Origin of the sequence: Streptomyces sp. NPDC051664 (genome assembly GCF_044453545.1) — a bacterium.
Classification (GTDB): Bacteria; Actinomycetota; Actinomycetes; order Streptomycetales; family Streptomycetaceae; genus Streptomyces.
The window spans coordinates 150,843-172,399 of the sequence record NZ_JBITCU010000015.1; the positions used below are offsets into that span (position 1 = coordinate 150,843).

Genomic DNA, 21,557 nt, shown 5'->3' on the forward strand with positions numbered 1-21,557 from the left:
GTACGCGAACACGGTGGAGCGCGGCGGGGAGGTCCCCCGATCGGATCAGCATTTTGTCCGATCAAAGGACCCTTGTTCGCCGCAACAGACCGACGAACCGCCGGACCTGCGGGACCTCAGACCTCGAACGGCCTGGCCGGCCACGGCGCCTCCGCCGGTCGCAACGAGTCGATCCCGTCGCCGCCGAGCACCGCCGCAAGGGAAAGGACGCCCACCACGAGGCAGTTGTTGTGCAGCTCCCCGGCGAGCACCCCCCGCACGAGCTCCTTGAGCTCCACCCGGGCCAGCTCCATGTCGGCCTCCTCCTCGGAGACCTCGAAGCGCTCGCCGTCGGCCTCGGAGAGATTCCGGGCGAGGAAGATCCGTACCGCTTCGTCGCAGCCACCGGGCGTGGTGTAGACGTCGGTCAGCACCCGCCAGTCCTCGGCCTTGACGTACGCCTCCTCGTAGAGCTCACGCTGCGCCGCGTGCAGCGGGTTCTCACCGGGAATGTCGAGCAGACCTGCCGGGATCTCCCAGAGCTTGTGCCGCACGGGGTGCCGGTACTGCCGCAGCACGAGGACCCGGCCCGCGTCGTCGAGCGCGAGCACGGCGACCGATCCCGGGTGGACCTGGTAGTCGCGGCGCACGACGGAGCCATCGGGCATCACCACGTCGTCGGTGCGGACGCTGGTCTTGTTGCCCGTGAAGGGGGTCTCGGTCGCGGTGACCGGCCACTCGTCGGGCGTGTCCTGGATACCCATCTACGTCCTCCCACAAAAAACAGAAACCGGGGCACGGACCCTCAGTGGATCCGTACCCCGGTCAACGGTAACGCCTGCCTGCCGTCGGACTACTTGCCCGACGTGGTGCCCTGCTTGCCGGCGGTCCTGCGCTCGACAGCCGCCTTGACCAGGCCCGCGAAAAGCGGGTGCGGACGGGTCGGCCGGGACCGGAGTTCCGGGTGCGCCTGGGTGGCGACCAGGTAGGGGTGGACCTCGCGCGGGTACTCGACGTACTCGACGAGCTTGTTGTCCGGGGACGTGCCGGAGAAGACCAGACCGGCCTTCTTCTCCAGCTCGGCGCGGTAGGCGTTGTTGACCTCGTAGCGGTGGCGGTGACGCTCCTCCACGTACGGCTGGTCGTCGTACGCCTCACGGACCAGCGAACCCTCGGCGAGCTTCGCCGGGTACAGGCCGAGCCGCATGGTGCCGCCCAGGTCGCCGGCGCCCTCGACGTACGCGAGCTGCTCCTCCATCGTCGAGATGACCGGGTGGGAGGTGGCGGCGTCGAACTCTGTGGAGTTGGCGTCGGGGATCTCGGCGAGGTTGCGCGCCGCCTCGATCACGATGCACTGCAGGCCGAGACAGAGGCCGAGCAGCGGCACCTTGTTCTCGCGGGCGTACTGGATGGCGCCGATCTTGCCGTTGACACCGCGGTCGCCGAACCCGCCGGGAACGCAGATCGCGTCGACGTCGGAGAGCTGCCCGGCGGCGCCGGCCGGGGTCTTGCAGTCGTCGGAGGCGACCCACTTGACCTTGACGCGAGCCTTGTTCGCGAAGCCGCCGGCCCGGATGGCCTCGGTGACCGAGAGATACGCGTCGGGCAGGTCGATGTACTTGCCGACGAGCGCGACGGTGATCTCGTGGTCGGGGTTGTGGACGCGGTCCAGCAGGTCGTCCCAGGTGGTCCAGTCGACGTCGCGGAACGGCAGGTCGAGCTTGCGCACGACGTACGCGTCCAGGCCCTCGGTGTGCAGCACCTTCGGGATGTCGTAGATCGACTTGGCGTCCACACAGGCCACCACGGCGGCCTCGTCCACGTCACACATCAGCGAGATCTTGCGCTTGATGGCGGTCGGTACGTCACGGTCGGCGCGCAGCACGATCGCGTCCGGCTGAATACCGATGTTCCGCAGCGCCGCGACCGAGTGCTGGGTGGGCTTGGTCTTCAGCTCGCCGGACGGGCCGATGTACGGCAGCAGCGAGATGTGCACGACGAAGACGTTGTCCCGGCCGACCTCGTGGCGGACCTGGCGGACGGTCTCCAGGAACGGCAGCGACTCGATGTCGCCGACCGTGCCGCCGACCTCGGTGATGACGACATCGACGTCGTCGGTGGCCATGCGGCGGATGCGGTGCTTGATCTCGTTGGTGATGTGCGGGATGACCTGGACGGTGTCACCGAGGTACTCGCCGCGCCGCTCCTTGGCGATGACCTGCGAGTACACCTGACCGGTCGTGACGTTGGCGGAACCGTCGAGGTCGACGTCGAGGAAACGCTCGTAGTGGCCGATGTCCAGGTCGGTCTCGGCGCCGTCGTTGGTGACGAACACCTCGCCGTGCTGGAACGGGTTCATCGTGCCAGGGTCGACATTGAGGTACGGGTCGAGCTTCTGCATCGTGACCCGAAGGCCCCGCGCCTTGAGCAGGGCACCCAGGCTGGAGGCAGTCAGACCCTTGCCGAGGGAAGAGGCGACACCCCCGGTGACGAAGATGTGCTTGGTCGTCGTGGATGTGGGCTGCATAGCCAAAGGGGGCTCCCGTGGTCGCGGATCTTGAGGTGCGTACCGGCGTTGCCATTCGGAGACTCCGAAGGTGCCGTCGCTGCGGTTCGGGGGCCTCGTCCGCTGTTGCTGACGACCACCGGTCCACGGGCTACCAGGGTATCAGCGACTGGGGGAGCCTGCTTCCGGCCACACCCGGCGCACCAGCCTCGCAAGATCACCACACCGTGTTCGGTCCCCACCCGTTCGGCTCAGATGTGTTACCTGGACCGTCGCGCGGATCATGGACGTGCGTCGTATCCTGCTCGGACACTCGCAGCCGGGCGACCCGTACGAGCCCTCGGCTCCCCACAACAACCCCTTGAAACGACCTTTTTACCCGCAGTAAGCGCCCCACGGGGCGACGTGGCCGTTCGACTGGAGATGCACGTGGCCGGGCGCATCGAGGATTACGCACTCATCGGAGACATGCAGACCGCCGCACTGGTCTGCCGGGACGGAACGGCGGACTGGCTGTGCCTGCCCCGCTTCGACTCGCATGCCGTCTTCGCGGGACTGCTGGGTACCGAGGAGCACGGCTTCTGGCGCCTGGGCCCCGCGCACGCGGCCGGGTCCGAACCACCCTCCGCGGACCGGCGGCGCTATCGCGGCGACTCCCTGATCCTGGAATCGGAGTGGGACACGCCGCGCGGCACGGTCCGGGTGACCGATTTCATGCCCCCACGTGACAGCGCACCACAGCTGATCCGGATCGTGGAAGGGATCAGCGGCCGGGTGTCGATGCGTTCCGAGCTGCGGATGCGGTTCAGCTACGGGCGGGTGATCCCGTGGGTGCACCGGGTCGACGGCCGTACCGTCGCGGTGGCCGGCCCGGACTCCGTCTGGCTTGACACGCCCGCCGACACGTTCGGCGAGAACCTGACGACGTACTCCGACTTCACCGTCGCACCGGGCGACCGGATCGAGTTCACCCTCAGCTGGCAGCCCTCGCACCGGGAGCCGCCCGCGCTGCCGGACCCCGAGGGCGCGCTGGAGGCGACCGAGGACTTCTGGCGCGAGTGGGTCGAGCAGTGCACGTACCACGGCCCCTACCGGGAGGCGGTGGTGCGCTCCCTGATCACGCTGAAGGCCCTGACGTATGCCCCGACCGGCGGCATCGTCGCCGCGCCGACCACCTCGCTTCCGGAGGACATCGGCGGCTCGCGCAACTGGGACTACCGCTACACCTGGCTGCGCGACGCCGCGATCACCCTCTCCTCCCTGCTGCGCACCGGCTACCGCGAGGAGGCCCGCGCCTGGCGTGAGTGGCTGCTGCGGGCGGTCGCGGGCGACCCGGAGAACCTGCAGATCATGTACGGCATCGCGGGCGAGCGCGAACTGGGCGAGGCCGAACTGGACTGGCTGCCCGGTTACGAGAACTCCGGCCCGGTCCGGGTCGGCAACGGCGCGGCGAACCAGCTGCAGCTCGATGTGTACGGCGAGGTCGTCGAGGCGCTGCATCTCGCACACATGACGGGCCTGACCCGCAACGACTACGCGATGGGGCTTCAGCTCAAGCTGATCGAGTATCTGGAGAACCACTGGGACGAGCCGGACGAGGGCATCTGGGAGGTGCGCGGGCCACGCCGCCACTTCGTCCACTCCAAGGTGATGGCCTGGGTCGCTGTCGACCGCACCATCAAGCTGATCGAGTCCGGGGACACCGATGGGCCGTTGGAGCGGTGGCGCGAGCTGCGCGACGACATCCACCGCGATGTCTGCGAGAACGGCTACGACAAGGAACGGAACACCTTCACCCAGTCCTACGGGTCGAAGGAGCTGGACGCGTCACTGCTGCTGATCCCGCAGATGGGATTCCTGCCGCCGGACGACAAGCGGGTGATCGGCACGATCGAGGCGATCCAGCGGGAGCTGTCCACGGAGGACGGGTTCGTGCTGCGCTACCCCACCTCGGGCGAGGCCGCAGGCGTCGACGGCCTGGAGGGCGACGAGGGCGCGTTCCTGGCGTGCTCGTTCTGGCTGGCGGACGACCTGGCGATGATCGGCCGGGTCGACGAGGCGCGCCAGCTCTTCGAGCGGCTGCTGTCGCTGCGCAACGATCTGGGGCTGCTTGCGGAGGAGTGGGATTCGCGGCTGCAGCGTCAGGTGGGAAACTTCCCGCAGGCGTTCAGCCACGTCCCTCTGATCGACACGGCGCTGCGGCTGACCGCGAGCGGGGCGTACGTCGGCTGACCGACGGATGGCGTGGCAGGACCGTGTCCGACGGCCGGTGCGGGCCGGGCGAGGCCCGGCCTGAGGGACAGCCCTTAGGATGGAACTGACCTGTCACGCCCTCGGAAGGGGGCATCATGACGCCCCGCACCACCGGCATCAGCAGTGCGACGGGCAGTGCCCTGGACGGTCTGCGCCGGGACTTCACCGGTGAGGTCTTCGCCCCCGGTGACTCCGCATACGACGAGGCGCGCACGGTCTTCAACAGCATGATCGACCGGCGGCCCGCGGTGGTCGCCCAGTGCGCGTCGGAGACCGACGTGGCACGGTCCGTGCGCTTTGCACGCGAGCACGGTCTGGAGATCGCGGTCCGTGGCGGCGGCCACAGCGTCGCGGGCATGTCGTCCACCGACGGCGGCCTGGTGGTCGACCTGCGCCGCCTGAACGGCGTGACCGTCGCTCCGGCCGACCAGGCGGCACGTATCGGCGGTGGGGCCCTCATCAGGGATCTGGACCGGGCCACCCAGGCGTACGGCCTGGCGACCACCGGTGGCCGGGTCTCCACCACCGGCGTGGGCGGCTTCGTGCTCGGCGGCGGCTCCGGCTGGCTGGAGCGCAGCTTCGGACTGGCCTGCGACAACCTGCTGGCCGCCGAACTGGTGACGGCGGACGGCAGCACCGTCCACGCGAGCCTCGACGAGAATCCCGAGCTCTTCTGGGCCCTGCACGGCGGCGGCGGAAACTTCGGCGTCGTCACCTCCCTCACACTGAATCTGTACGAGCTGCCCGTCATGTCCTACGTGATGCTGCTGTACCGCCCCGAGGACGGGCCCGAAGTCATGCGCGCATACCGGGACTTGATGGCCTCCGCGCCGGACGGGGCGGGCGGCGCCTTCCTCTACTTCACCGCGCCGCCGGAGGACTTCGTACCGAAACACCTGGTCTCCACGCTCATCTGCGCGGTCCTGGTCACCTGGACGGGCCTTCCGGGCGAGGCCGTCGACGTGGCCCGGCCGGCCCTCGCCATCGGCCACGAGGCGGAGGTGGTCTCCGACATTCCTTACGCGGAGCTTCAGTGCATGCTCGACAATCCGCCAGGACTGCGGAACTACTGGTCCGCCGAGCATCTCGACAGTCTCCCCGACGAGGCGGTGGACCTGTTCTGCGCACGCGCCCCCGACATGCCGGTCCCGTCCAACTCGCAGCACGTCCTCTTCCCGATGGGCGGCGCGGTGGCCCGGGGCCCCGCCGACTACCCGCTGCCGTGGCGCGCCGCCCCCTGGGCGGTGCATCCCTTCGGCGTCTGGGAGAGCCCGTCCGACGACGAGCGCGGCAAGCAGTGGGTGCGCCGGTTGCGCGCCGATGTCCGCCCCTGGTCCAGCGGCGCCGTCTACCTCAACTTCATCGGGCGCGAGGGCGAGGACCGGGTCGTCGCCGGACTCGGCGCCGAGAACCACGCCCGTCTCGCCGCGGTCAAGGCCACGTACGACCCCGACAATGTGTTCCGCCTCAACCACAACGTCGAGCCCGCCTCCGTCGCCCGATGAACTCCCCCGACGACGCCCTCCGGTCATCCGGCCGGTACCTTCCTGGTCAGGGCGACAGCCCACCCCACGCGAACGGAAGCACGAGGCCCGAACCAGTGGAGAACCAAGGCGGCATCACCGTGCAGCGCGCCCTTGAGCTGCCGGGGCTGCGCAGCGGACTCCCCGAGGTGGTGGCGGGCGCGGACCGGCTGGGCCGCACGGTGCGCTGGGTGCACGCGGGCGAGGTCCCGAACATCGCCTCGCTGCTCAAAGGCGGTGAACTGCTGCTCACCACCGGCCTGGGGCTCGGCACCCGGCCCGCCGAGCAGCGCGCCTTCGTGCGCAGGCTCGCCGACCGGGGCATCGCCGCCGTGGTGGTGGAGCTCGGGCCGCGGTTCAGCAGGCTGCCCGCCTCGATCGTGGACGCCGCGCGGACCGCCGGTCTGCCGCTCGTACAGCTGCACCGCGAGGTGCCGTTCGTGACGGTCACCGAGGAGATCCACACCGAGATCGTCAACGGTCACTACGCACTGCTGCGGCAGGCCGAGGACGTGCACCGGCGGTGTACGGAGGCGCTGCTCGGAGGCGGCGGGATCCCGCAGGTGCTCGGCATCCTGGCGGACTTCACCGCCAACCCGGTCTTCCTGGAGACGGCGGACGGTCAGCTGCTGTACGCGGCGGGCCCCGGCTCCGGCCCGGTCTCCGCCGATCCGCTCCAGGTCTGGGACGGGATGCGCGGCGGACGGGCGGCCCGCGAGACACCGCCCACGGGCGCGGTGCTGGTGGATGTGCCGGGCGGCGGTCCGGGGTCCGATGCGGTACGGGCCAGGCTGGTCCTGCTCGCCGTGTCCGGGCCGCTGGTGACCGTGCACCGGATGGCGGCCGAGCGGGCGGCGGGCATTCTCGCCGTGGTGCTGATGCAGGCCCGTCAGGAGGAGGAGCTCGCCGCCCGCGGCCGCGGCGACTTCCTGACGGACCTCGCGGAGGGCCGGATCACGCCGGAGGACGCGCCCGCGCAGGCGCGCGTCCTGGGCTTCAGGCCTGGCGAGGCGCCGTTGCTGCCCGTGGTGATGCGGCTGGCCCCCGAGCTGTCCCCGTCGGGCAACTGGGCGCTGCTGGCGCGCGCGGTCCTGGAGGAGCTGTCATCGGTGGGGGTGCCGGTACTGCTCGGCGTACGGCCCGTGGAGGGCCGGGTTCCGCTGCTGGTCGGGCTCCGGTCCGAGACGGAGCGCACGGCGGTGGCCGACCGGGTGGCGGCGGCGCTGCGGGCGGGCGTCGAACGGGCCGGTCTGGAACGGGCCGGCTCACATCCACCGGTCGTGGTGGTCGGGGTCGCGGGCGGCTGGGCGTCGGCCGGAGCGGGCCTGCGACACGCCGCGGAGACGGCGACCGCCGCGCAGGGTCTCGATGACCGGCCTTGGTACGACGCCCGGCGGCTCGACATCGACCTGCTGCTGTGGCGGCTGCGGAACCACCCGGACCTGGCGGCGTTCGTGGACCGGGCGATCGGCCCGCTGCGCGACCACGACCGCACGTCGCGCCCCCCGCTGCTGCCCACCCTGGAATCGTATCTCGCCCACGCGGGCCGCAAGGCGGAGACGGCACGCGACCTGCATCTGAACCGCCAGACGCTCTACAACCGCCTGGCCCGCATCGGCGAGCTGCTCGGCACGGACCTGGACGATCCCCAGACGGTCCTGGCCCTGAGTCTGGCCCTGAGAGCCCGCCGCCATGCCACATCGGGCCCGTCCGGCAATTGAGAACGGGACGTCGACCGGGTCGCCGAATTCGGGCCCGTCCGGCGGTCGAGGACGAAGCGGCCACCGGGCGGCGCCCCGGTAACACGTCACCTCCCCCGCGCACCCTCCAACGGCTGAGCCAACTCGTCGTAGACACTCAGCACTTGTGCGATCGTGTCGTCCTCCGTGGGCCAACTCGCCGCCTGCTCCCGCCCCGCAGCAGCCATCCGCTCCCGCGCCGCCGCATCTCCGAGCAGTCGCGCAACGACCCGCGCCAGCGCCTCAGCGTTCCCGTACGGCACAAGTTCCGCAGCGTCCCCGACGAGTTCGGGCACTCCGCCCACCGCGGTGGCGACCAGCGGTACCCCCAGCCGCAGCGCCTCCTGTGCGAGTACCGACCGTGCCTCCCAGCGGCTCGGCAGCACGGCCAGATCCGCGGCGGCGAGGAGTTCGGCGATGTCGTCCCGGCTGCCGATCAGCCTGGCGGGCAGATCCTCGTTCCGGATCCGCCGCTGCAGTGCACCCCGCTCCCGCCCCTCCCCCGCGACGACCAGCAGGGGTACCGGGTCGAGTTGGCGCCACGTCCGTGCCGCGTCGAGCAGCGTGCCGTACCCGCGATGCGGTACGAGACTGCCTACCGAGATCAGTAACGGCCGTCCCACCGCACCGAGTTCGGCGCGCACCTTGCCGCCGTGGAGCAGAGCGGGACTGCGCGGCACGGGAACGGCGACCGGAGCGAGCCGGGCGTCACGCGCACCTCGGTGCCGCGCCCGGTCGACCAGATCCGACGACGTACCGAGCACAACGGCCGCAGCCCGGACGGCCCTTCGCTCAAGCAGGTGGAGCAACCGGCTGCGGGCACCTTCGGCATGAGCCCGGGTGTGCCAGGTCAGGACCAACGGTGTGCGCCGTCCACCGAGCGCAAGACCGGCGCGTACGGCGGTGTGCAGCCCGTGCGCATGGACCACGTCCGCCCCCGCGCATCCCGCCCGCAGCGCGGCGACGGCGGCCGGGTCACTGCGTCGCGGTACGGGGACGAAGCGGGCCCCGGTACCGGAGAAGTCGTAGACGCGGTCCAGTTCGGCCGGGGCGCAGACGGTGACCTGCACGCCTCTCGCCACCAGCCCCGCGGCCAGCGAGCCGACATGAGCGCTGCTGCCGGCACTGCCGCCGCCCAGGACTTGGACCGTACGCAGCTGTGACACGTTGAATGGCTCCCGGAGCTCCCGAGTCGGCGGTATGTGCACCGCCAAGGATGCCAGTCCGTACGCACGTTCCGGGACCGTCGGGCCGTCGTTCCGGCGTGCGCGGCGACAACCGGGCATGCGTTACCACCCGGACGGGTGAGTACAGCGGTGCGATATTGCCGCGTCAGCGACCCGACAGCGCCCGGGCGAGCCCGCTGATCCGGCCCCCGTACACAGCCGCTGCCACAACCCCCGCCGCATGGGCGGCGAGCCCGGCCCGGCCGTTGCCCGCGACGACAGCGACGCCGATGGCCGCGCCCAGGGCGTGCGCCCCGGTGTCGCCGATCATGGTGCGTTCCGCCCGCTCGTCCGCGGCGACGGCCGCCACGGCCCCCATCGGCGCGGCGGCGAGTCCACCCCGGACCAGTCCCGGGGCCCCGAGGGCGAGCACAGTGGCGGTCGCGGCACCGGGCCGTACGTCGGTGAGGTTGACGAGATGAGCGGTTCCGGCGATAACGACGCCGGCGAGGATCCGGTCGACGGGCCGGTCCTTGAGCAGCGCACCGGCGGCGAGCGCGGCAGCCCCGATCCCGAAAAGTTTCACGGCGCCGCTGGTGACCTCGCCGTGGCGCAACGCGGTCAGATGGGCGCGGAACCCGCGGCGCGGATCGTCGGCTCCGGCGAGGTCGTCGTACGCACCGCAGCCCCCGGCGGCCAGTACGGCAAGCGCAGCGGCAGTCCGGGCGCGGAGCGGCAGCGGAAGGACTGTGGCTCCGGCCGCGGCACCGAGCGTGGTGGCGGGCCCCGCGTACAGATCGACGGCGCGGCCCGCGTAGTTGGTGCGCTGCCACCGCTGGTGCGGCCGGGCCCTGAGCGCCCGGTGGACCCCACCGGCGACCCCGGCGGCGACGGCACCGGCGACGGTCCTGCTGATCATTGCTCCCATAGGGGCCAGGCTACGAACCCGGCCCCGGACCGAAGCACCGGGGCACCAGGACCCAGCTCTCCAGGGCGTCGCGCCGCCGCTACCCGTCCGCCCGCGCCGCGGCCAGCAGCTCCTCGGCGTGCGCCCGGGCCGTCTCCGAGTCCTCCTGCCCCGCAAGCATCCGGGACAGTTCCCGTACCCGCTCCTCGCCCTCCAGGACCTTGACACCACTACTGGTCACCGAGCCGTCGACCGTCTTCTCGACCAGCAGCTGGCGGTCGGCGAAAGCCGCCACCTGCGGGAGGTGCGTGACGACGACCACCTGTGCGGACCTGGCGAGCTTCGCCAGCCGCCGCCCCACCTCGACGGCCGCCTTGCCGCCGACACCCGCGTCGACCTCGTCGAAGAGATAGGTGGGTACGGGGTCGGAGCCCGCGAAGACCACCTCGACGGCCAGCATCACCCGGGACAGCTCACCGCCCGAAGCCCCCTTGGCGATCGGCCGGGGCTGGGCACCGGGGTGCGGTGCCAGCAGCAGCTCGACGTCGTCGGCGCCGGCCGGACCGTAGACGACGCTCCGGCCGCCGATCTCGATGCCGGAAGCCTCGTCCGCCGCGTCGGTCTGCCGGATGTCGAAGGAGACCCGGGCGTGCGGCATGGCGAGCGAGGCCAGTTCCGCGGTCACCGCTTCGGCGAAGAGTGCCGCCGCCGCCGTCCGCGCATCGGTCAACGCCTGTCCGAGGTCGGAGAGTTCGGCCCGCAGTGCGTCCCGTTCCGCGGTCAGCTCGCCGATCCGGTCGTCGTCGCCCTCCAGCTCGGTGAGCCGGGCGGCCCCGTCCTCGGCCCAGGCGAGGACAGCGGCGATGTCCTCGCCGTACTTGCGGGTGAGCCCGGTGAGCGCGGCGCGCCGCTCCTCCACCGCGGCGAGCCGCAGCGGGTCGGCGTCCAGCTGATCGGCGTATCCGGCCAGTTCGCCCGCCACATCGGCGAGCAGGATGGAGATCTCACCGATCCGGTCGGCGAGCGCGGCCAGCGCCGGGTCGTGGGCGCGGACGGCGTCCAGCGACCGTCCGGCGGCCGCGACGACGGTCGTCGCGTCGACGGCCTCCTGGTCCTCCGGGTTGCCCGCGAGCGCGGCGTGCGCGAGGGACGCTGCGGAGGCGAGCGCTTCGGCGTGGCCGAGCCGATCGGCTTCGGCGGCCAGGTCGGTGTCCTCGCCGGGGAGCGGTTCGACCCCGGCGATCTCACCGAGCCCGAAGCGCAGCAGATCCGCTTCCTGGGCGCGTTCGCGGGCGCGCGTGGTCAGCTCGTCGAGCTCCGTGACCACGGCCCGCAGCCGCCGGTACGCCGCCGCGTACTTGGCGTGCGGCACGGCGACCCCGTCGCCCGCGTACCGGTCCAGGGCCTGCCGCTGCCGGGCGGGCTTGAGCAGCCCCTGCTGGTCGGTCTGGCCGTGCACGGCCACGAGTTCGTCCGCGAGTTCGGCGAGCACACCCACCGGCACGGACCTGCCGCCGAGATGGGCGCGCGAGCGCCCCTCCGCGGAAACAGTACGACTGATCAGCAGCGCACCGTCGTCGAGCTCGGCCCCCGCCTCCTCGGCCCGCACGGCGGCCGTGTCACCGGCGGACACCGTGATCCGCCCTTCGACGACAGCAGCTTTGGCGCCGATCCGCACCAGGGCGGGGTCGGCGCGCCCGCCGAGCAGCAGTCCCAGGCTGGTGACGACCATGGTCTTGCCCGCGCCGGTCTCACCTGTCACCGCGGTGAAACCGGGTGACAGCTCCACCACCGCGTCGTCGATGACCCCGAGCGACCGTATCCGCATCTCCTCCAACACGGACACGACCTTACGAGGTCCGGGCCCCGCTGTGCGACGGGCCCCGGCCGCGGATTCACTCTCCCGTGCGCCGAGCGGCCACGACCTGCGGTTCCGGAGCAGTCATCCGGCGCACCACGAGCGGTCAGTGGGGGGCGCCCCGCCACCCCGAGACCGGCAGCGCGAACTTGGCCACCAGCCGGTCCGTGAACGAGGCGTGGTGCAGCCGCGCAAGCCGCACGGGCACCGTGCCGCGCCGCACCTCGACGCGTGCCCCGGCCGGCAGTTCCACGGTCCTGCGTCCGTCGCACCAGAGCACCCCGTGCGGCGTGTGCGGCTGGACCTCGACGGCGAGCACCGAGGTCGGCGACGTCACCAGCGGCTTGGCGAACAGGGCATGGGCGCTGATCGGTACCATCAGCAGCGCCTCGACCTCCGGCCACACCACCGGTCCGCCGGCCGAGAACGCGTACGCCGTCGACCCGGTCGGCGTCGCACAGACGATCCCGTCACAGCCGAATCCGGTGACCGGCCGGCCGTCGATCTCCAGGACGACTTCGAGCATCCGCTCGGGCGACACCTTCTGCACGGCCGCTTCGTTGAGCGCCCAGTCGGTGTGGACGATGTCGCCGTTGCTGTGCACCACGACATCGATCGTCATGCGCTCCTCGACCGCGTACGCCCGGGTGACGACCCGGTCGACCACCTTGTCCAGGTCGTCGCGCTCGGCCTCGGCGAGGAAGCCGACCCGACCGAGGTTGACGCCGAGCATCGGCACCCCGGAGGCCCGGGAGATCTCCGCGCCACGCAGCAGCGTGCCGTCCCCACCGAGCACGACCAGCAGCTCACAGCCGTCCACGGCCCCGGGCGTGGCGTCCTCGACCGTCTCCACGGACGGTGGGAGAGGCAGATCGGCTGCCTCCGCGGCAAGGACACGTACACCGAGTCCGCTGCGCAGCAGCCCTTGTACGACGAGCTCGGCGCTGCGGATCGCGGCCGGCCTGCCGGTATGTGCCAAAAGAAAGACAGTTCGTGCCGCATTCGTCGTCAACGAGGCCCCTCCGCCACTGCACGGTCGACATCCGCGGGATCCAGTTCCGGTGCTCCGGCCCGCAGCCACAGAAAGTACTCGACATTGCCGGACGGCCCGGGCAGCGGGCTCGCGGTCACCCCGCGCACTCCGAGCCCCAGCGCCCAGGCCCGGCGCGCCACCTCCCGTACCGCTTCGGCCCGCAGCTCCGGGCTGCGCACCACACCACCGCTGCCGAGCCGCTCCTTGCCGACCTCGAACTGCGGTTTGACCATCAGGACCAGGTCCGCGTCGGGGGCGGCGCAGCGCGCCAGAGCGGGCAGTACGAGCCCCAGCGGGATGAACGACAGGTCGCCGACCACCAGGTCCACCGCCTTCCCGTCGATCGCCTCCAGCGTCAATTCCCGCACGTTGGTACGGTCCTTGACGGTGACGCGTTCATCGGACTGCAGCGACCAGGCGAGCTGCCCGTAGCCGACGTCGACGGCGACGACATGGCCGACTCCGGCCCGCAGCAGTACGTCGGTGAAGCCGCCGGTCGACGCCCCGGCGTCCAGCGCCCGCCGCCCCTCGATCTTCAGCCCGAGGGGTACGAAGGCGGCGAGGGCGCCCGCGAGCTTGTGCCCGCCGCGCGAGACGTACTCGGGGTCGCTGTCGTCCTTGACGACGACGACCGCGGCGCTGGTCTCGACCTGGGTGGCGGGTTTGGTCGCGGTGTTGCCGCCGACGGTCACCCGTCCTGCGGCGATCAGCTGGCTCGCGTGCTCGCGAGAGCGGGCGAGATTACGGCGTACCAGCTCGGCGTCGAGGCGGCGACGTGCCACTCCTGCCACGTTCGGTTCAGCTCCTGTTGTTGTACGAGGGCATCGGTGCGGGTACCGGTGCGGGTGCGGGCCGGGCGTCCAGCGCGGTCAGCGCATCGCGCAGCCCACGGTGTACATCCTCGTACACCTCGATGTGTCCGTCCGCCGGGAGGTGGTCCGCGTCCGCCAGACGCTCCAGCCGCGCGTCCACCTCGGCGTTTCCGGTGGGGGTGCGCACGACGCCGAGGGGCGCGGGGGCGGCGGGGTCGGGAGCGGGCCCGGCCGTCCCCTCCTGCTCCCCGGGCACCGCTGCGGGCTCCGGCATCAAGTCGCTCATGCGGAAACGCTACCGCGAAGGGCTGAGGTACCGTCGATCACGATGGCGACCATGGCGGAGTGCCGCAGCGCACTCGACAGACTTTCCGACAACCTCACGACGGCCGAGGGCGACGTGCGCAGCGCGGCCGCCCTGGACCGCTCGCTGAGCTGTCACATCAAGGACCTCGCAATCACCTTCACCGGCCGTCTCAAGGACGGCCGGATCGAGGTACTGGACACGATCGAGGGCCCACCGGTGGAGAAGGCCGAGATCCGTCTCACGATGACCGGCGACGACCTGGTGGCCATGGTGAACGGCCAACTGAACTTCGCAAGGGCCTGGGGCTCGGGAAGAGTCCGTCTGGAAGCAGGCTTCCGAGACCTTCTGCGCCTCAGAACACTGCTGTAGGCCCGACGCCGACGGTCGAGGGCAGCACGCCCCCGCCCGCATCGAGCCCATCCCGCTCCAACGGCGCACGCCGGGCAGTCCCGAGCCCGTGCGGCGCTCGACGACGAAGCGCGCCCGCAGATCGCGCGAACCACCGCAGCACCACACCCACCGCCGTTCAGGCGCCCACCGAATCGACCACCCGCGCGCCCCGCGCGCTGCGCGCGGCCGGCACCACCAAGGGCGTCCCCGTCTCCGGATCATCGATCACCTGGCACCGCAGCCCGAACACCCGCTCCACGAGCTCCGCCGTGACCACATCCCCCGGCGCCCCCTCGGCGATGATCTCGCCCTGGCGCATGGCGATCAGATGCGTGGCATAGCGTGCGGCATGGTTCAGATCGTGCAGCACGGCGACCAGCGTGCGCCCCCGCGTCTCGTGCAGTTCCGCGCACAGGTCGAGGACATCTATCTGGTGCTGGATGTCGAGGTACGTCGTCGGCTCGTCGAGGAGCAGCAGCGGCGTCTCCTGAGCGAGCGCCATCGCGATCCAGACCCGCTGTCGCTGTCCGCCGGACAATTCGTCGACATAGCGATCCGCAAGCTCGGCGACACCGGTGGACATCATCGATTCCTCGACAATGCGTTCGTCCTCCGGTGACCACTGCCGCAGCAGCCCCTGATGCGGATACCGGCCGCGCGCAACCAGGTCGGCGACGGTGATGCCGTCCGGCGCGATCGAGGACTGCGGCAGTAGCCCCAGGGTCTTCGCGACCTTCTTCGCCGGCATCCCATGGATCGTCCTGCCGTCCAGAAGCACCTGACCCCGGCTCGGCTTGAGCATCCGTGACAACGCCCGCAACAGCGTGGACTTCCCACAGGCGTTGGGGCCGACGATCACGGTGAACGAGTTGTCGGGGATCTCGACCGAGAGGTTCTCCGCGATGACCCGCTGGTCGTAGCCGAGGGTCACCGAGTCCGCGGTGAGGCGCTGCATGGTCGTACTCCCGGAGTCGGTGGGAAGGGTCGTCGATGTGCTGGCGTCACGGGGCGGATTCACTGTCCGGCGGGCCGTCATATCCGCCCCGTCCTGCGCTCGGAGACGAGCAGCCACAGCAGGTAGCAGCCACCGAGCACCCCGGTGACGACGCCGACCGGCAGCTGCCGGTCACCGAAGGCGTCCATCGCGATCCAGTCGGCGACAAGCAGAAGTGCGGCGCCCATGAAGGCGGCGGGCGCCAGATTGGGTCCGGGCGAGCGAGTGAGCCGACGGGCCAGCTGCGGGGCGCTCAGCGAAACGAAGGTGATGGGGCCGGCCGCGGCGGTGGCGACGGCGACGAGCAGTACGGCACAGCCCATCAGCACGAGCCGGGTGCGTTCCACCCGTACACCCAGCGCGTACGCCGCGTCGTCGCCCATCTCCATCATGCGCAGCGCCCGCCCGTGCCCGAGCACCAGCGGAATGAGCAGGCCGCACACCACCAGCAGCGGCCAGACCTGCGCCCAGTCGCGCCCGTCGAGCGAGCCGGTCATCCAGACGACTGCGCGGGTCGCGTCGACCAGGTTGGCCTTGGTGATCAGATACTGGGCGGCGGCGGTGAGCATCGCGGCCGAGCCGATGCCGACGAGCACCAGCCGGTAGCCGTGCATCCCGCGCTTCCAGGCGAGCAGGTAGACGACGACCCCGGTGACCAGCCCGCCGACCACGGCGCCGCCCGCGACCGCGGCAGCGCCGCCCTGGAAGAGGACGATCACCGTCAGCGCCCCCACCGTGGCGCCCTGGCCGAAGCCGAGTACGTCGGGGCTGCCGAGCGGATTGCGGGAGACGGTCTGGAACACTGCTCCGCCGACCCCCAGCGCCGCGCCGACCAGCAGCCCGACGAGGACCCGTGGCAGCCGCAGGTCGGTGACGATGAACTCCTGCTGGAAGGTGCCGTGCCCGAACAGCGTGCTCACGACCTCGCCGGACGTCATGGCGTAGTCGCCGCTGCCGATGAGCACGACCCCGGCCCCTGCCGCCACCGCGGCGAGCACCACGATCACCACGAGCGCTCGGACGTCCACCCGGAAGGAGAGCCCCCCGCCGGTCCGCACGGCCCGCACCGACCGGACCGCGCCGGTTCCATCCTTCGTACGAGTCTTCATAGCCTTCACAGCTGGGCCATCCTCTTGCGACGTACGAGATGGATGAAGACGGGCCCGCCGAGCAGTGCGGTCACGATGCCGACCTGCAGCTCGGACGGCCGGGCGATCACCCGCCCCACCACGTCCGCGCCGAGCAGCAGGGCCGGCGAGAGCACGGCCGCGTACGGCAGGATCCACCGCATGTCGGGCCCGGTGATGGCGCGCACCAGGTGCGGGATCATCAGCCCGATGAAGACGATCGGGCCGCAGGCAGCGGTCGCGGCCCCGCACAGCAGGGTGACGGCCAGCATCGCGAGGATGCGGGTGCGGACCAGATGGGCGCCGAGCGCCCTGGCGGTGTCGTCGCCCATCTCCAGGGCGTTCAGCGGCCGGGCGATGAGCAGCGAGAGGACGATGCCGACCGCTATGAACGGCCACACCTTGCCGACGGTCTCCATGTTCGCCGAGGCCAGCGACCCGACCGTCCAGAACCGCAGCCGGTCGAGCGCCGCCGCGTCCAGCAGCTGTACGGCGTTGACGTAGCCGAACAGTGCGGCGCTGGCCGCGGTACCGGCGAGCGCGAGTCGTAGAGGGGTCGCTGACCGGCTGCCGCCGAGGAGGTACACCACCGCCGACACGATCGCGGCACCGAGGAACGCGAACCAGACGTATCCGGTCAGCGAGGTGACACCGAAGAAGCTGATGGCGGATACGACGGCTGCCGACGCGCCCGCGTTGACCCCCAGCAGTCCCGGCTCGGCCAGCGGGTTACGAGTCAGGGCCTGCATCACCGCACCGGCGAGGCCGAGCGCGGTACCGACGATCAGCCCGAGTACGGTCCGCGGGATGCGCACGTCACGAACGAGGACATCGCCATGGGTTCCGGAGGCGTGGAACAGACCGTGCCAGACATCGCCGAGTGGCAGCGCCTTGGCGCCGATCGCGATACTCGCGAGGCATACCAGCACCAGCGCGACCACGGCGAGCAGCAGTCCCACGGCACGTATCGCAGGGCGCCCTGGGGACGCGGATGTCACCGGCGCGGCTATCGGACCTGCGCTCGGCTCTGGGGGACTCTCGACCAACACGAGGTTAGGTTAGCCTACCCTCCAAAGCTGTCGAGCCGCCCGGCTCCCCGCGCACAACGCAGCGCCGGTTACGCCCGATTCATCCCGCACGCATCGGCCACCCGGCGAACTCCCGGACGCACCCGCCGAGTAGCTGATCCCAAACGGCGCCCTACAGCCCGAGCCTGGCGACGGCCTTCCCCGCGTCCAGCCCGCAGGTACCCTCACCCGCGTACGACCAGGCAGCCCCGCACAGCGCCCGCAGCCCGTCGAGAACCTCTCCGTCGCCCTCCAGCACCAGCTCGTCGCCGCGCACCACGGCCGTCCAGCCACCGCAGCCGCACCCTCCGGCGGTCTCGGTCACCTCGGGCTGCCCGGTCAGCATCCCCCGCAGGTCCGCATCGACATATGTCGGCCGGTGCCTGGGCTCGGCCGCCACCAACTGCCTCGCGTCCGTGACCCCGGTGAGCACGAGGAGCGAGTCCACATCGCCGTTGAACGCACCTTCGATGTCCGTGTCCAGCCGGTCCCCGACCACCAGCGGTCGCTTCGCCCCGGTCCGCAACACGGTCTCCCGGTGCATCGGAGGCAACGGCTTCCCGGCGACCTGCGGCTCGGCACCGGTGGCGATCCGTACGACCTCGACCGCCGCGCCATTGCCCGGCGCGATCCCCCGCGCACTCGGAATCGTCAGGTCGGTGTTGGACGCGAACCACGGCACCCCCCGGGCAATCGCGTACGCCGCCTCCGCGAACCGCCCCCACGTCATGTCGGGGCCGCCGTACCCCTGCGCCACCGCCACCGGATCATCGTCCGCAGACTCCACCGGCACCAGACCACGCTCGACCAGCGCGGCCCTCAGCCCCTCTCCCCCGACCACGAGCACCCGAGCCCCGGCCGGCAGCTGATCGGCCATCAGCCGGGCCACCGCCTGCGCCGACGTGATCACATCGGCGGGCTCCGCCGGCACCCCGAGTTCGGTCAGATGCTCCGCCACCGCAGCCGGTGTACGCAGCGCATTGTTGGTGACATACGCGAGATGCATCCCGCCGTCCCGCGCGGCACCCAGCGAGTCGACGGCATGGGCGATCGCAGCGCCGCCCGCGTACACCACCCCGTCAAGATCGAGCAGAGCCGTGTCGTACGCCTCGCTCAGCGCGGTGCTGCTCCCGCTCGGCCGGGTCCTGCTCGCCTGACTCATATTTCTTACGCTCCTCATTGCATGCTTCTCCCCCGATCATCGCTCATCCCCGGAACGCACATACGATGCAGAAATGAACACACCAGGTCCCGCCGACCAGGGACTGCGCCTGATCCCGTTCCGTGGACTGCGCTACGTCCCCGAGCGGGTAGGCAGTCTCGCCGCGGTGACCTCACCGCCGTACGACGTCGTCGTGCGCCCCGACGGGCTGCATCACCTGGAATCCGCGGACCCGTACAACATCGTCCGACTGATACTGCCGCAGGCCGACACGGCCGCCGCGCGCAACGAGCAGGCCGCCGAGACCCTGAACCGGTGGCTCGACGAGGGCATACTCGCCCCCGAGCCCGAGCCCGCGCTCTACGTCTACGAGCAGCGCGACGGCGAAATCCTGCAACGCGGCATCGTCGGGGCACTGGCGCTCTCCGCCCCCGCCGACGGCATCGTGCTGCCGCACGAGGACGTGATGGCCCATGTCGTCGAGGACCGGGCCGACCTGATGCGGACCACAGCCGCCCACCTCGAACCGCTCCTGCTGACCTACCGCAGCGAGGGTCACCCGACCGGCGCGACCGCCGTCATCGAGCGCACCATCCACCGGCCGCCACTGCTGGCCACCACCACGGAGGACGGCTACTCCCACCGGCTCTGGGCGGTCACCGACCCGGCCGACCGGTCCGAGATCGAAACCGATCTCGCCCGGCACCAGGCGCTCATCGCCGACGGCCACCACCGCTGGGCCACGTACCTCCGTCTCCAGCAGGAACACACGGTTCCCGGCCCTTGGGACTTCGGCCTGGTCCTCCTGGTCGACACGGCCCGCTACCCGCTGCGGGTCCGCGCCATCCACCGGCTGCTGCACCGCCTCCCGGTCGCCGACGCGCTGGCCGCTCTGGACGGCGCCTTCCGCATCCGGGACGTCGAGGGGCCGCTCCCCGTGGCCCTCGACGCCCTCGCCGAGGCGGCCGCCGAAGGCAACGCGTTCCTGCTCGCCGGCGACGGCCGCTTCCACCTCGTCGACCGCCCGGACAAGGCGCTGCTGGCCCGCACCGTCCCGGCCGACCGCCCACCCGCCTGGCGCGCCCTCGACGCGACGGTGCTGCACGCGACCCTTCTCGACCATGTGTGGCAGATCCCGGACACCCCGGAACACATCGCGTACATACACGACACCGAGGCTGCCGTGGACCAGGCCGAGCGCCACAACGCCACCGCTGTCCTGATGCATCCGGTACGAGAAGAAGTCGTCCGGGACCTGGCCCGGCAGGGCGTCACCATGCCGCGTAAGTCCACCTCGTTCGGCCCCAAGCCGGCCTCGGGCCTGGTCCTGCGCAGCCTCACCCTCGACTGAGGCCGGAGACAAAAAGAGGGCGGCACCCCTGTCGGGAAGCCGCCCTCTTGTCATGTCCTAGGCCTTGTCGGCCGAGCCTTCATCATCGGCATCGACATCGACCGCCTCATCGGCGTCGTCGTCCTCGCCGAGAGCATCGACGAACTCGACACCGTCCAGCTCGGCGAGCCGGTCCGACGCATCGGTGGAGCCGTCCTTGTCGGCCTCCACGGTCTTCGCGAACCACTCACGAGCCTCGTCCTCGCGCCCCGCGGCCAGCAGCGCATCCGCGTACGCATACCGCAGCCGCGGCGTCCACGGGTGCACGGCGTTCGAGGCCAGCTCGGAGCTCTGCAGGGTGACGATGGCGGCATCGATCTGCCCCATGTCCCTACGGGCCCCGGCCGCCACCAGCCGCATCTCGACCTGCCCGGCCTTGTCCAGCTTCTGCACCTCGGGCTCGCCGGCCATGGCCATCGCCCGCTCGGGCCGCCCGAGTCCACGCTCGCAGTCGGCCATGACGGGCCACAGTTCCACGGAACCGGTCATCCGCTTCGCCGCCCGGAACTCGGCCAGCGCCTCCGCGTACTTCTGCGTCGCGTACGCGGCAAAGCCGGCCGCCTCACGCACAGCAGCCACCCGCGAGGCCAGCCGCAGCGCGATACGCGAGTACGCATACGCCTGCTCGGGGTCCTCGTCGATGAGCCGGGCAACCATGACGAGGTTCCTGGCAACATCCTCAGCCAGAGTCTTCGGCAGGCTCAGCAGCTCCTGCCGCACGTCCTTGTCGATCTCGTCACCGGTGACGTCGTCGGGAATCGGAAGCCGCTTGATCGGCTCCCGGTCGCGATCATCGCGCCGGTCGAAGCCACCGCGGTCATCGCGCCGGTCGAAGCCACCACGGTCGTCACGCCCGCGGGAGCCACCCCGGTCACGGTCGTCACGCTGCCCGCGGTATCCACCGCCACCGCGGCTGTCGTCGTCGCGACGGGGCCCACGCGGCCGGTCGTCACGGCGCTCGAAGCCACCACCGGGACGCCCACCACGCTCGTCATCACGACGCGGCCCGCGGTACCCACCACGGTCGTCGTCACGCCGCGGCGCACGATCATCACGGGGGAACCTGCCGGAACCGCCACCACGGCTGTCATCGCGGCGGAAGCCGCCTCGGTCACCACCGCTCGAGGGCCGACTGTCATCGCGACGGAAGCCGCCACCGGAACCGCCACCACGGCTGTCATCGCGGCGGAAGCCGCCTCGGTCACCACCGCTCGAGGGCCGACTCTCATCGCGACGGAAGCCGCCACCGGAACCGCCACCACGGCTGTCATCGCGGCGGAAGCCGCCTCGGTCACCACCGCTCGAGGGCCGACTGTCATCGCGACGGAAGCCGCCACCGGAACC

At 71.3% G+C, this 21,557-nt stretch carries 18 protein-coding genes and 1 pseudogene; 5 read left to right on the forward strand and 14 right to left on the reverse strand.

Going from position 1 to position 21,557, the window contains the following annotated elements:
- Positions 1 to 116: 116 nt before the first annotated feature.
- Positions 117 to 743, reverse strand: coding sequence for an NUDIX domain-containing protein (locus tag ACIA8E_RS26170; protein ID WP_399301746.1), 627 nt, complete (start codon positions 741 to 743; stop codon positions 117 to 119).
- Positions 744 to 832: 89 nt separating this feature from the next.
- The gene (locus ACIA8E_RS26175; RefSeq protein ID WP_399301747.1) at positions 833 to 2,506 is read right to left on the reverse strand and encodes a CTP synthase; all 1,674 of its coding nucleotides are present in this window, start codon (positions 2,504 to 2,506) and stop codon (positions 833 to 835) included.
- A 408-nt stretch (positions 2,507 to 2,914) separates the two neighbouring features.
- Here ACIA8E_RS26175 and ACIA8E_RS26180 point away from each other — a divergent pair, with 408 nt between their 5' ends.
- The 3 genes from ACIA8E_RS26180 to ACIA8E_RS26190 all read left to right on the forward strand — a co-directional run bounded on the left by ACIA8E_RS26180 (position 2,915) and on the right by ACIA8E_RS26190 (position 7,982).
- Entirely contained in the window at positions 2,915 to 4,717 is a 1,803-nt protein-coding gene (locus ACIA8E_RS26180) for a glycoside hydrolase family 15 protein (RefSeq protein ID WP_399301748.1), read from the forward strand.
- A gap of 116 nt (positions 4,718 to 4,833) precedes the next feature.
- Complete coding sequence (locus tag ACIA8E_RS26185; RefSeq protein ID WP_399301749.1) at positions 4,834 to 6,243, forward strand: FAD-binding oxidoreductase; 1,410 nt, start codon at positions 4,834 to 4,836, stop codon at positions 6,241 to 6,243.
- Between the two features lie 95 nt (positions 6,244 to 6,338).
- On the forward strand, positions 6,339 to 7,982 hold the full coding sequence (locus ACIA8E_RS26190; protein ID WP_399301750.1) for a PucR family transcriptional regulator: 1,644 nt from the start codon (positions 6,339 to 6,341) through the stop codon (positions 7,980 to 7,982).
- A gap of 86 nt (positions 7,983 to 8,068) precedes the next feature.
- Here the strand turns inward: ACIA8E_RS26190 and ACIA8E_RS26195 are convergent, their stop codons facing one another.
- From ACIA8E_RS26195 to ACIA8E_RS26220, 6 genes are all read right to left on the reverse strand, one after another.
- Positions 8,069 to 9,166, reverse strand: coding sequence for a glycosyltransferase family 4 protein (locus ACIA8E_RS26195; RefSeq protein ID WP_399301751.1), 1,098 nt, complete (start codon positions 9,164 to 9,166; stop codon positions 8,069 to 8,071).
- A 166-nt stretch (positions 9,167 to 9,332) separates the two neighbouring features.
- On the reverse strand, positions 9,333 to 10,085 hold the full coding sequence (locus ACIA8E_RS26200; RefSeq protein WP_399301766.1) for a hypothetical protein: 753 nt from the start codon (positions 10,083 to 10,085) through the stop codon (positions 9,333 to 9,335).
- Between the two features lie 88 nt (positions 10,086 to 10,173).
- Positions 10,174 to 11,919: a DNA repair protein RecN gene (gene recN, locus ACIA8E_RS26205; protein ID WP_399301752.1), complete on the reverse strand. Its 1,746-nt coding sequence runs from the start codon at positions 11,917 to 11,919 to the stop codon at positions 10,174 to 10,176.
- A 118-nt stretch (positions 11,920 to 12,037) separates the two neighbouring features.
- Positions 12,038 to 12,943: an NAD kinase gene (locus tag ACIA8E_RS26210; protein ID WP_330244079.1), complete on the reverse strand. Its 906-nt coding sequence runs from the start codon at positions 12,941 to 12,943 to the stop codon at positions 12,038 to 12,040.
- Positions 12,940 to 13,755: a TlyA family RNA methyltransferase gene (locus ACIA8E_RS26215; RefSeq protein WP_399301753.1), complete on the reverse strand. Its 816-nt coding sequence runs from the start codon at positions 13,753 to 13,755 to the stop codon at positions 12,940 to 12,942. The genes ACIA8E_RS26210 and ACIA8E_RS26215 overlap by 4 nt, the downstream gene beginning before the upstream one ends.
- Before the next feature lie 7 nt (positions 13,756 to 13,762).
- Entirely contained in the window at positions 13,763 to 14,062 is a 300-nt protein-coding gene (locus tag ACIA8E_RS26220; RefSeq protein ID WP_326816830.1) for a hypothetical protein, read from the reverse strand.
- A gap of 42 nt (positions 14,063 to 14,104) precedes the next feature.
- On the opposite strand from ACIA8E_RS26220, the gene ACIA8E_RS26225 reads away from it, so the two are divergent.
- A complete protein-coding gene (locus tag ACIA8E_RS26225) occupies positions 14,105 to 14,452 on the forward strand; it encodes an SCP2 sterol-binding domain-containing protein (RefSeq protein WP_313936598.1) in 348 nt (115 codons plus the stop codon).
- A 157-nt stretch (positions 14,453 to 14,609) separates the two neighbouring features.
- Here the strand turns inward: ACIA8E_RS26225 and ACIA8E_RS26230 are convergent, their stop codons facing one another.
- The 4 genes from ACIA8E_RS26230 to ACIA8E_RS26245 form a co-directional block, all read right to left on the reverse strand.
- Positions 14,610 to 15,428 carry an ABC transporter ATP-binding protein gene (locus ACIA8E_RS26230; RefSeq protein WP_399301754.1) on the reverse strand — a complete coding sequence of 273 codons (819 nt, stop codon included), beginning with the start codon at positions 15,426 to 15,428 and terminating at the stop codon, positions 14,610 to 14,612.
- A 77-nt stretch (positions 15,429 to 15,505) separates the two neighbouring features.
- Positions 15,506 to 16,576 carry a FecCD family ABC transporter permease gene (locus tag ACIA8E_RS26235; protein WP_399301755.1) on the reverse strand — a complete coding sequence of 357 codons (1,071 nt, stop codon included), beginning with the start codon at positions 16,574 to 16,576 and terminating at the stop codon, positions 15,506 to 15,508.
- A 5-nt stretch (positions 16,577 to 16,581) separates the two neighbouring features.
- A complete protein-coding gene (locus tag ACIA8E_RS26240) occupies positions 16,582 to 17,592 on the reverse strand; it encodes a FecCD family ABC transporter permease (protein WP_399301756.1) in 1,011 nt (336 codons plus the stop codon).
- Positions 17,593 to 17,794: 202 nt separating this feature from the next.
- The gene (locus tag ACIA8E_RS26245; RefSeq protein ID WP_399301757.1) at positions 17,795 to 18,823 is read right to left on the reverse strand and encodes an HAD hydrolase-like protein; all 1,029 of its coding nucleotides are present in this window, start codon (positions 18,821 to 18,823) and stop codon (positions 17,795 to 17,797) included.
- Between the two features lie 73 nt (positions 18,824 to 18,896).
- Here ACIA8E_RS26245 and ACIA8E_RS26250 point away from each other — a divergent pair, with 73 nt between their 5' ends.
- Positions 18,897 to 20,174 (forward strand): DUF1015 family protein, encoded by a 1,278-nt coding sequence (locus tag ACIA8E_RS26250; protein ID WP_399301758.1) that lies wholly within the window; start codon positions 18,897 to 18,899, stop codon positions 20,172 to 20,174.
- Positions 20,175 to 20,231: 57 nt separating this feature from the next.
- Here the strand turns inward: ACIA8E_RS26250 and ACIA8E_RS26255 are convergent, their stop codons facing one another.
- Both ACIA8E_RS26255 and ACIA8E_RS26260 read right to left on the reverse strand, forming a co-directional pair.
- Entirely contained in the window at positions 20,232 to 20,918 is a 687-nt protein-coding gene (locus ACIA8E_RS26255) for a tetratricopeptide repeat protein (RefSeq protein ID WP_389043633.1), read from the reverse strand.
- Positions 20,915 to 21,557 (reverse strand): annotated as a pseudogene (locus tag ACIA8E_RS26260) (hypothetical protein); the annotation flags it as partial. The pseudogene ACIA8E_RS26260 and the gene ACIA8E_RS26255, both read right to left, overlap by 4 nt.

Bases quoted from the DNA above. Each gene is read 5' to 3' on its own strand.
- ACIA8E_RS26170 (WP_399301746.1), bottom strand. From the start codon at position 743: ATGGGTATCCAGGACACGCCCGACGAGTGGCCGGTCACCGCGACCGAG.
- ACIA8E_RS26175 (WP_399301747.1), bottom strand. From the start codon at position 2,506: ATGCAGCCCACATCCACGACGACCAAGCACATCTTCGTCACCGGGGGT.
- ACIA8E_RS26185 (WP_399301749.1), top strand. From the start codon at position 4,834: ATGACGCCCCGCACCACCGGCATCAGCAGTGCGACGGGCAGTGCCCTG.
- ACIA8E_RS26200 (WP_399301766.1), bottom strand. From the start codon at position 10,085: ATGATCAGCAGGACCGTCGCCGGTGCCGTCGCCGCCGGGGTCGCCGGT.
- ACIA8E_RS26220 (WP_326816830.1), bottom strand. From the start codon at position 14,062: ATGAGCGACTTGATGCCGGAGCCCGCAGCGGTGCCCGGGGAGCAGGAG.
- ACIA8E_RS26225 (WP_313936598.1), top strand. From the start codon at position 14,105: ATGGCGACCATGGCGGAGTGCCGCAGCGCACTCGACAGACTTTCCGAC.
- ACIA8E_RS26230 (WP_399301754.1), bottom strand. From the start codon at position 15,428: ATGCAGCGCCTCACCGCGGACTCGGTGACCCTCGGCTACGACCAGCGG.
- ACIA8E_RS26235 (WP_399301755.1), bottom strand. From the start codon at position 16,576: ATGAAGACTCGTACGAAGGATGGAACCGGCGCGGTCCGGTCGGTGCGG.
- ACIA8E_RS26245 (WP_399301757.1), bottom strand. From the start codon at position 18,823: ATGAGTCAGGCGAGCAGGACCCGGCCGAGCGGGAGCAGCACCGCGCTG.
- ACIA8E_RS26250 (WP_399301758.1), top strand. From the start codon at position 18,897: ATGAACACACCAGGTCCCGCCGACCAGGGACTGCGCCTGATCCCGTTC.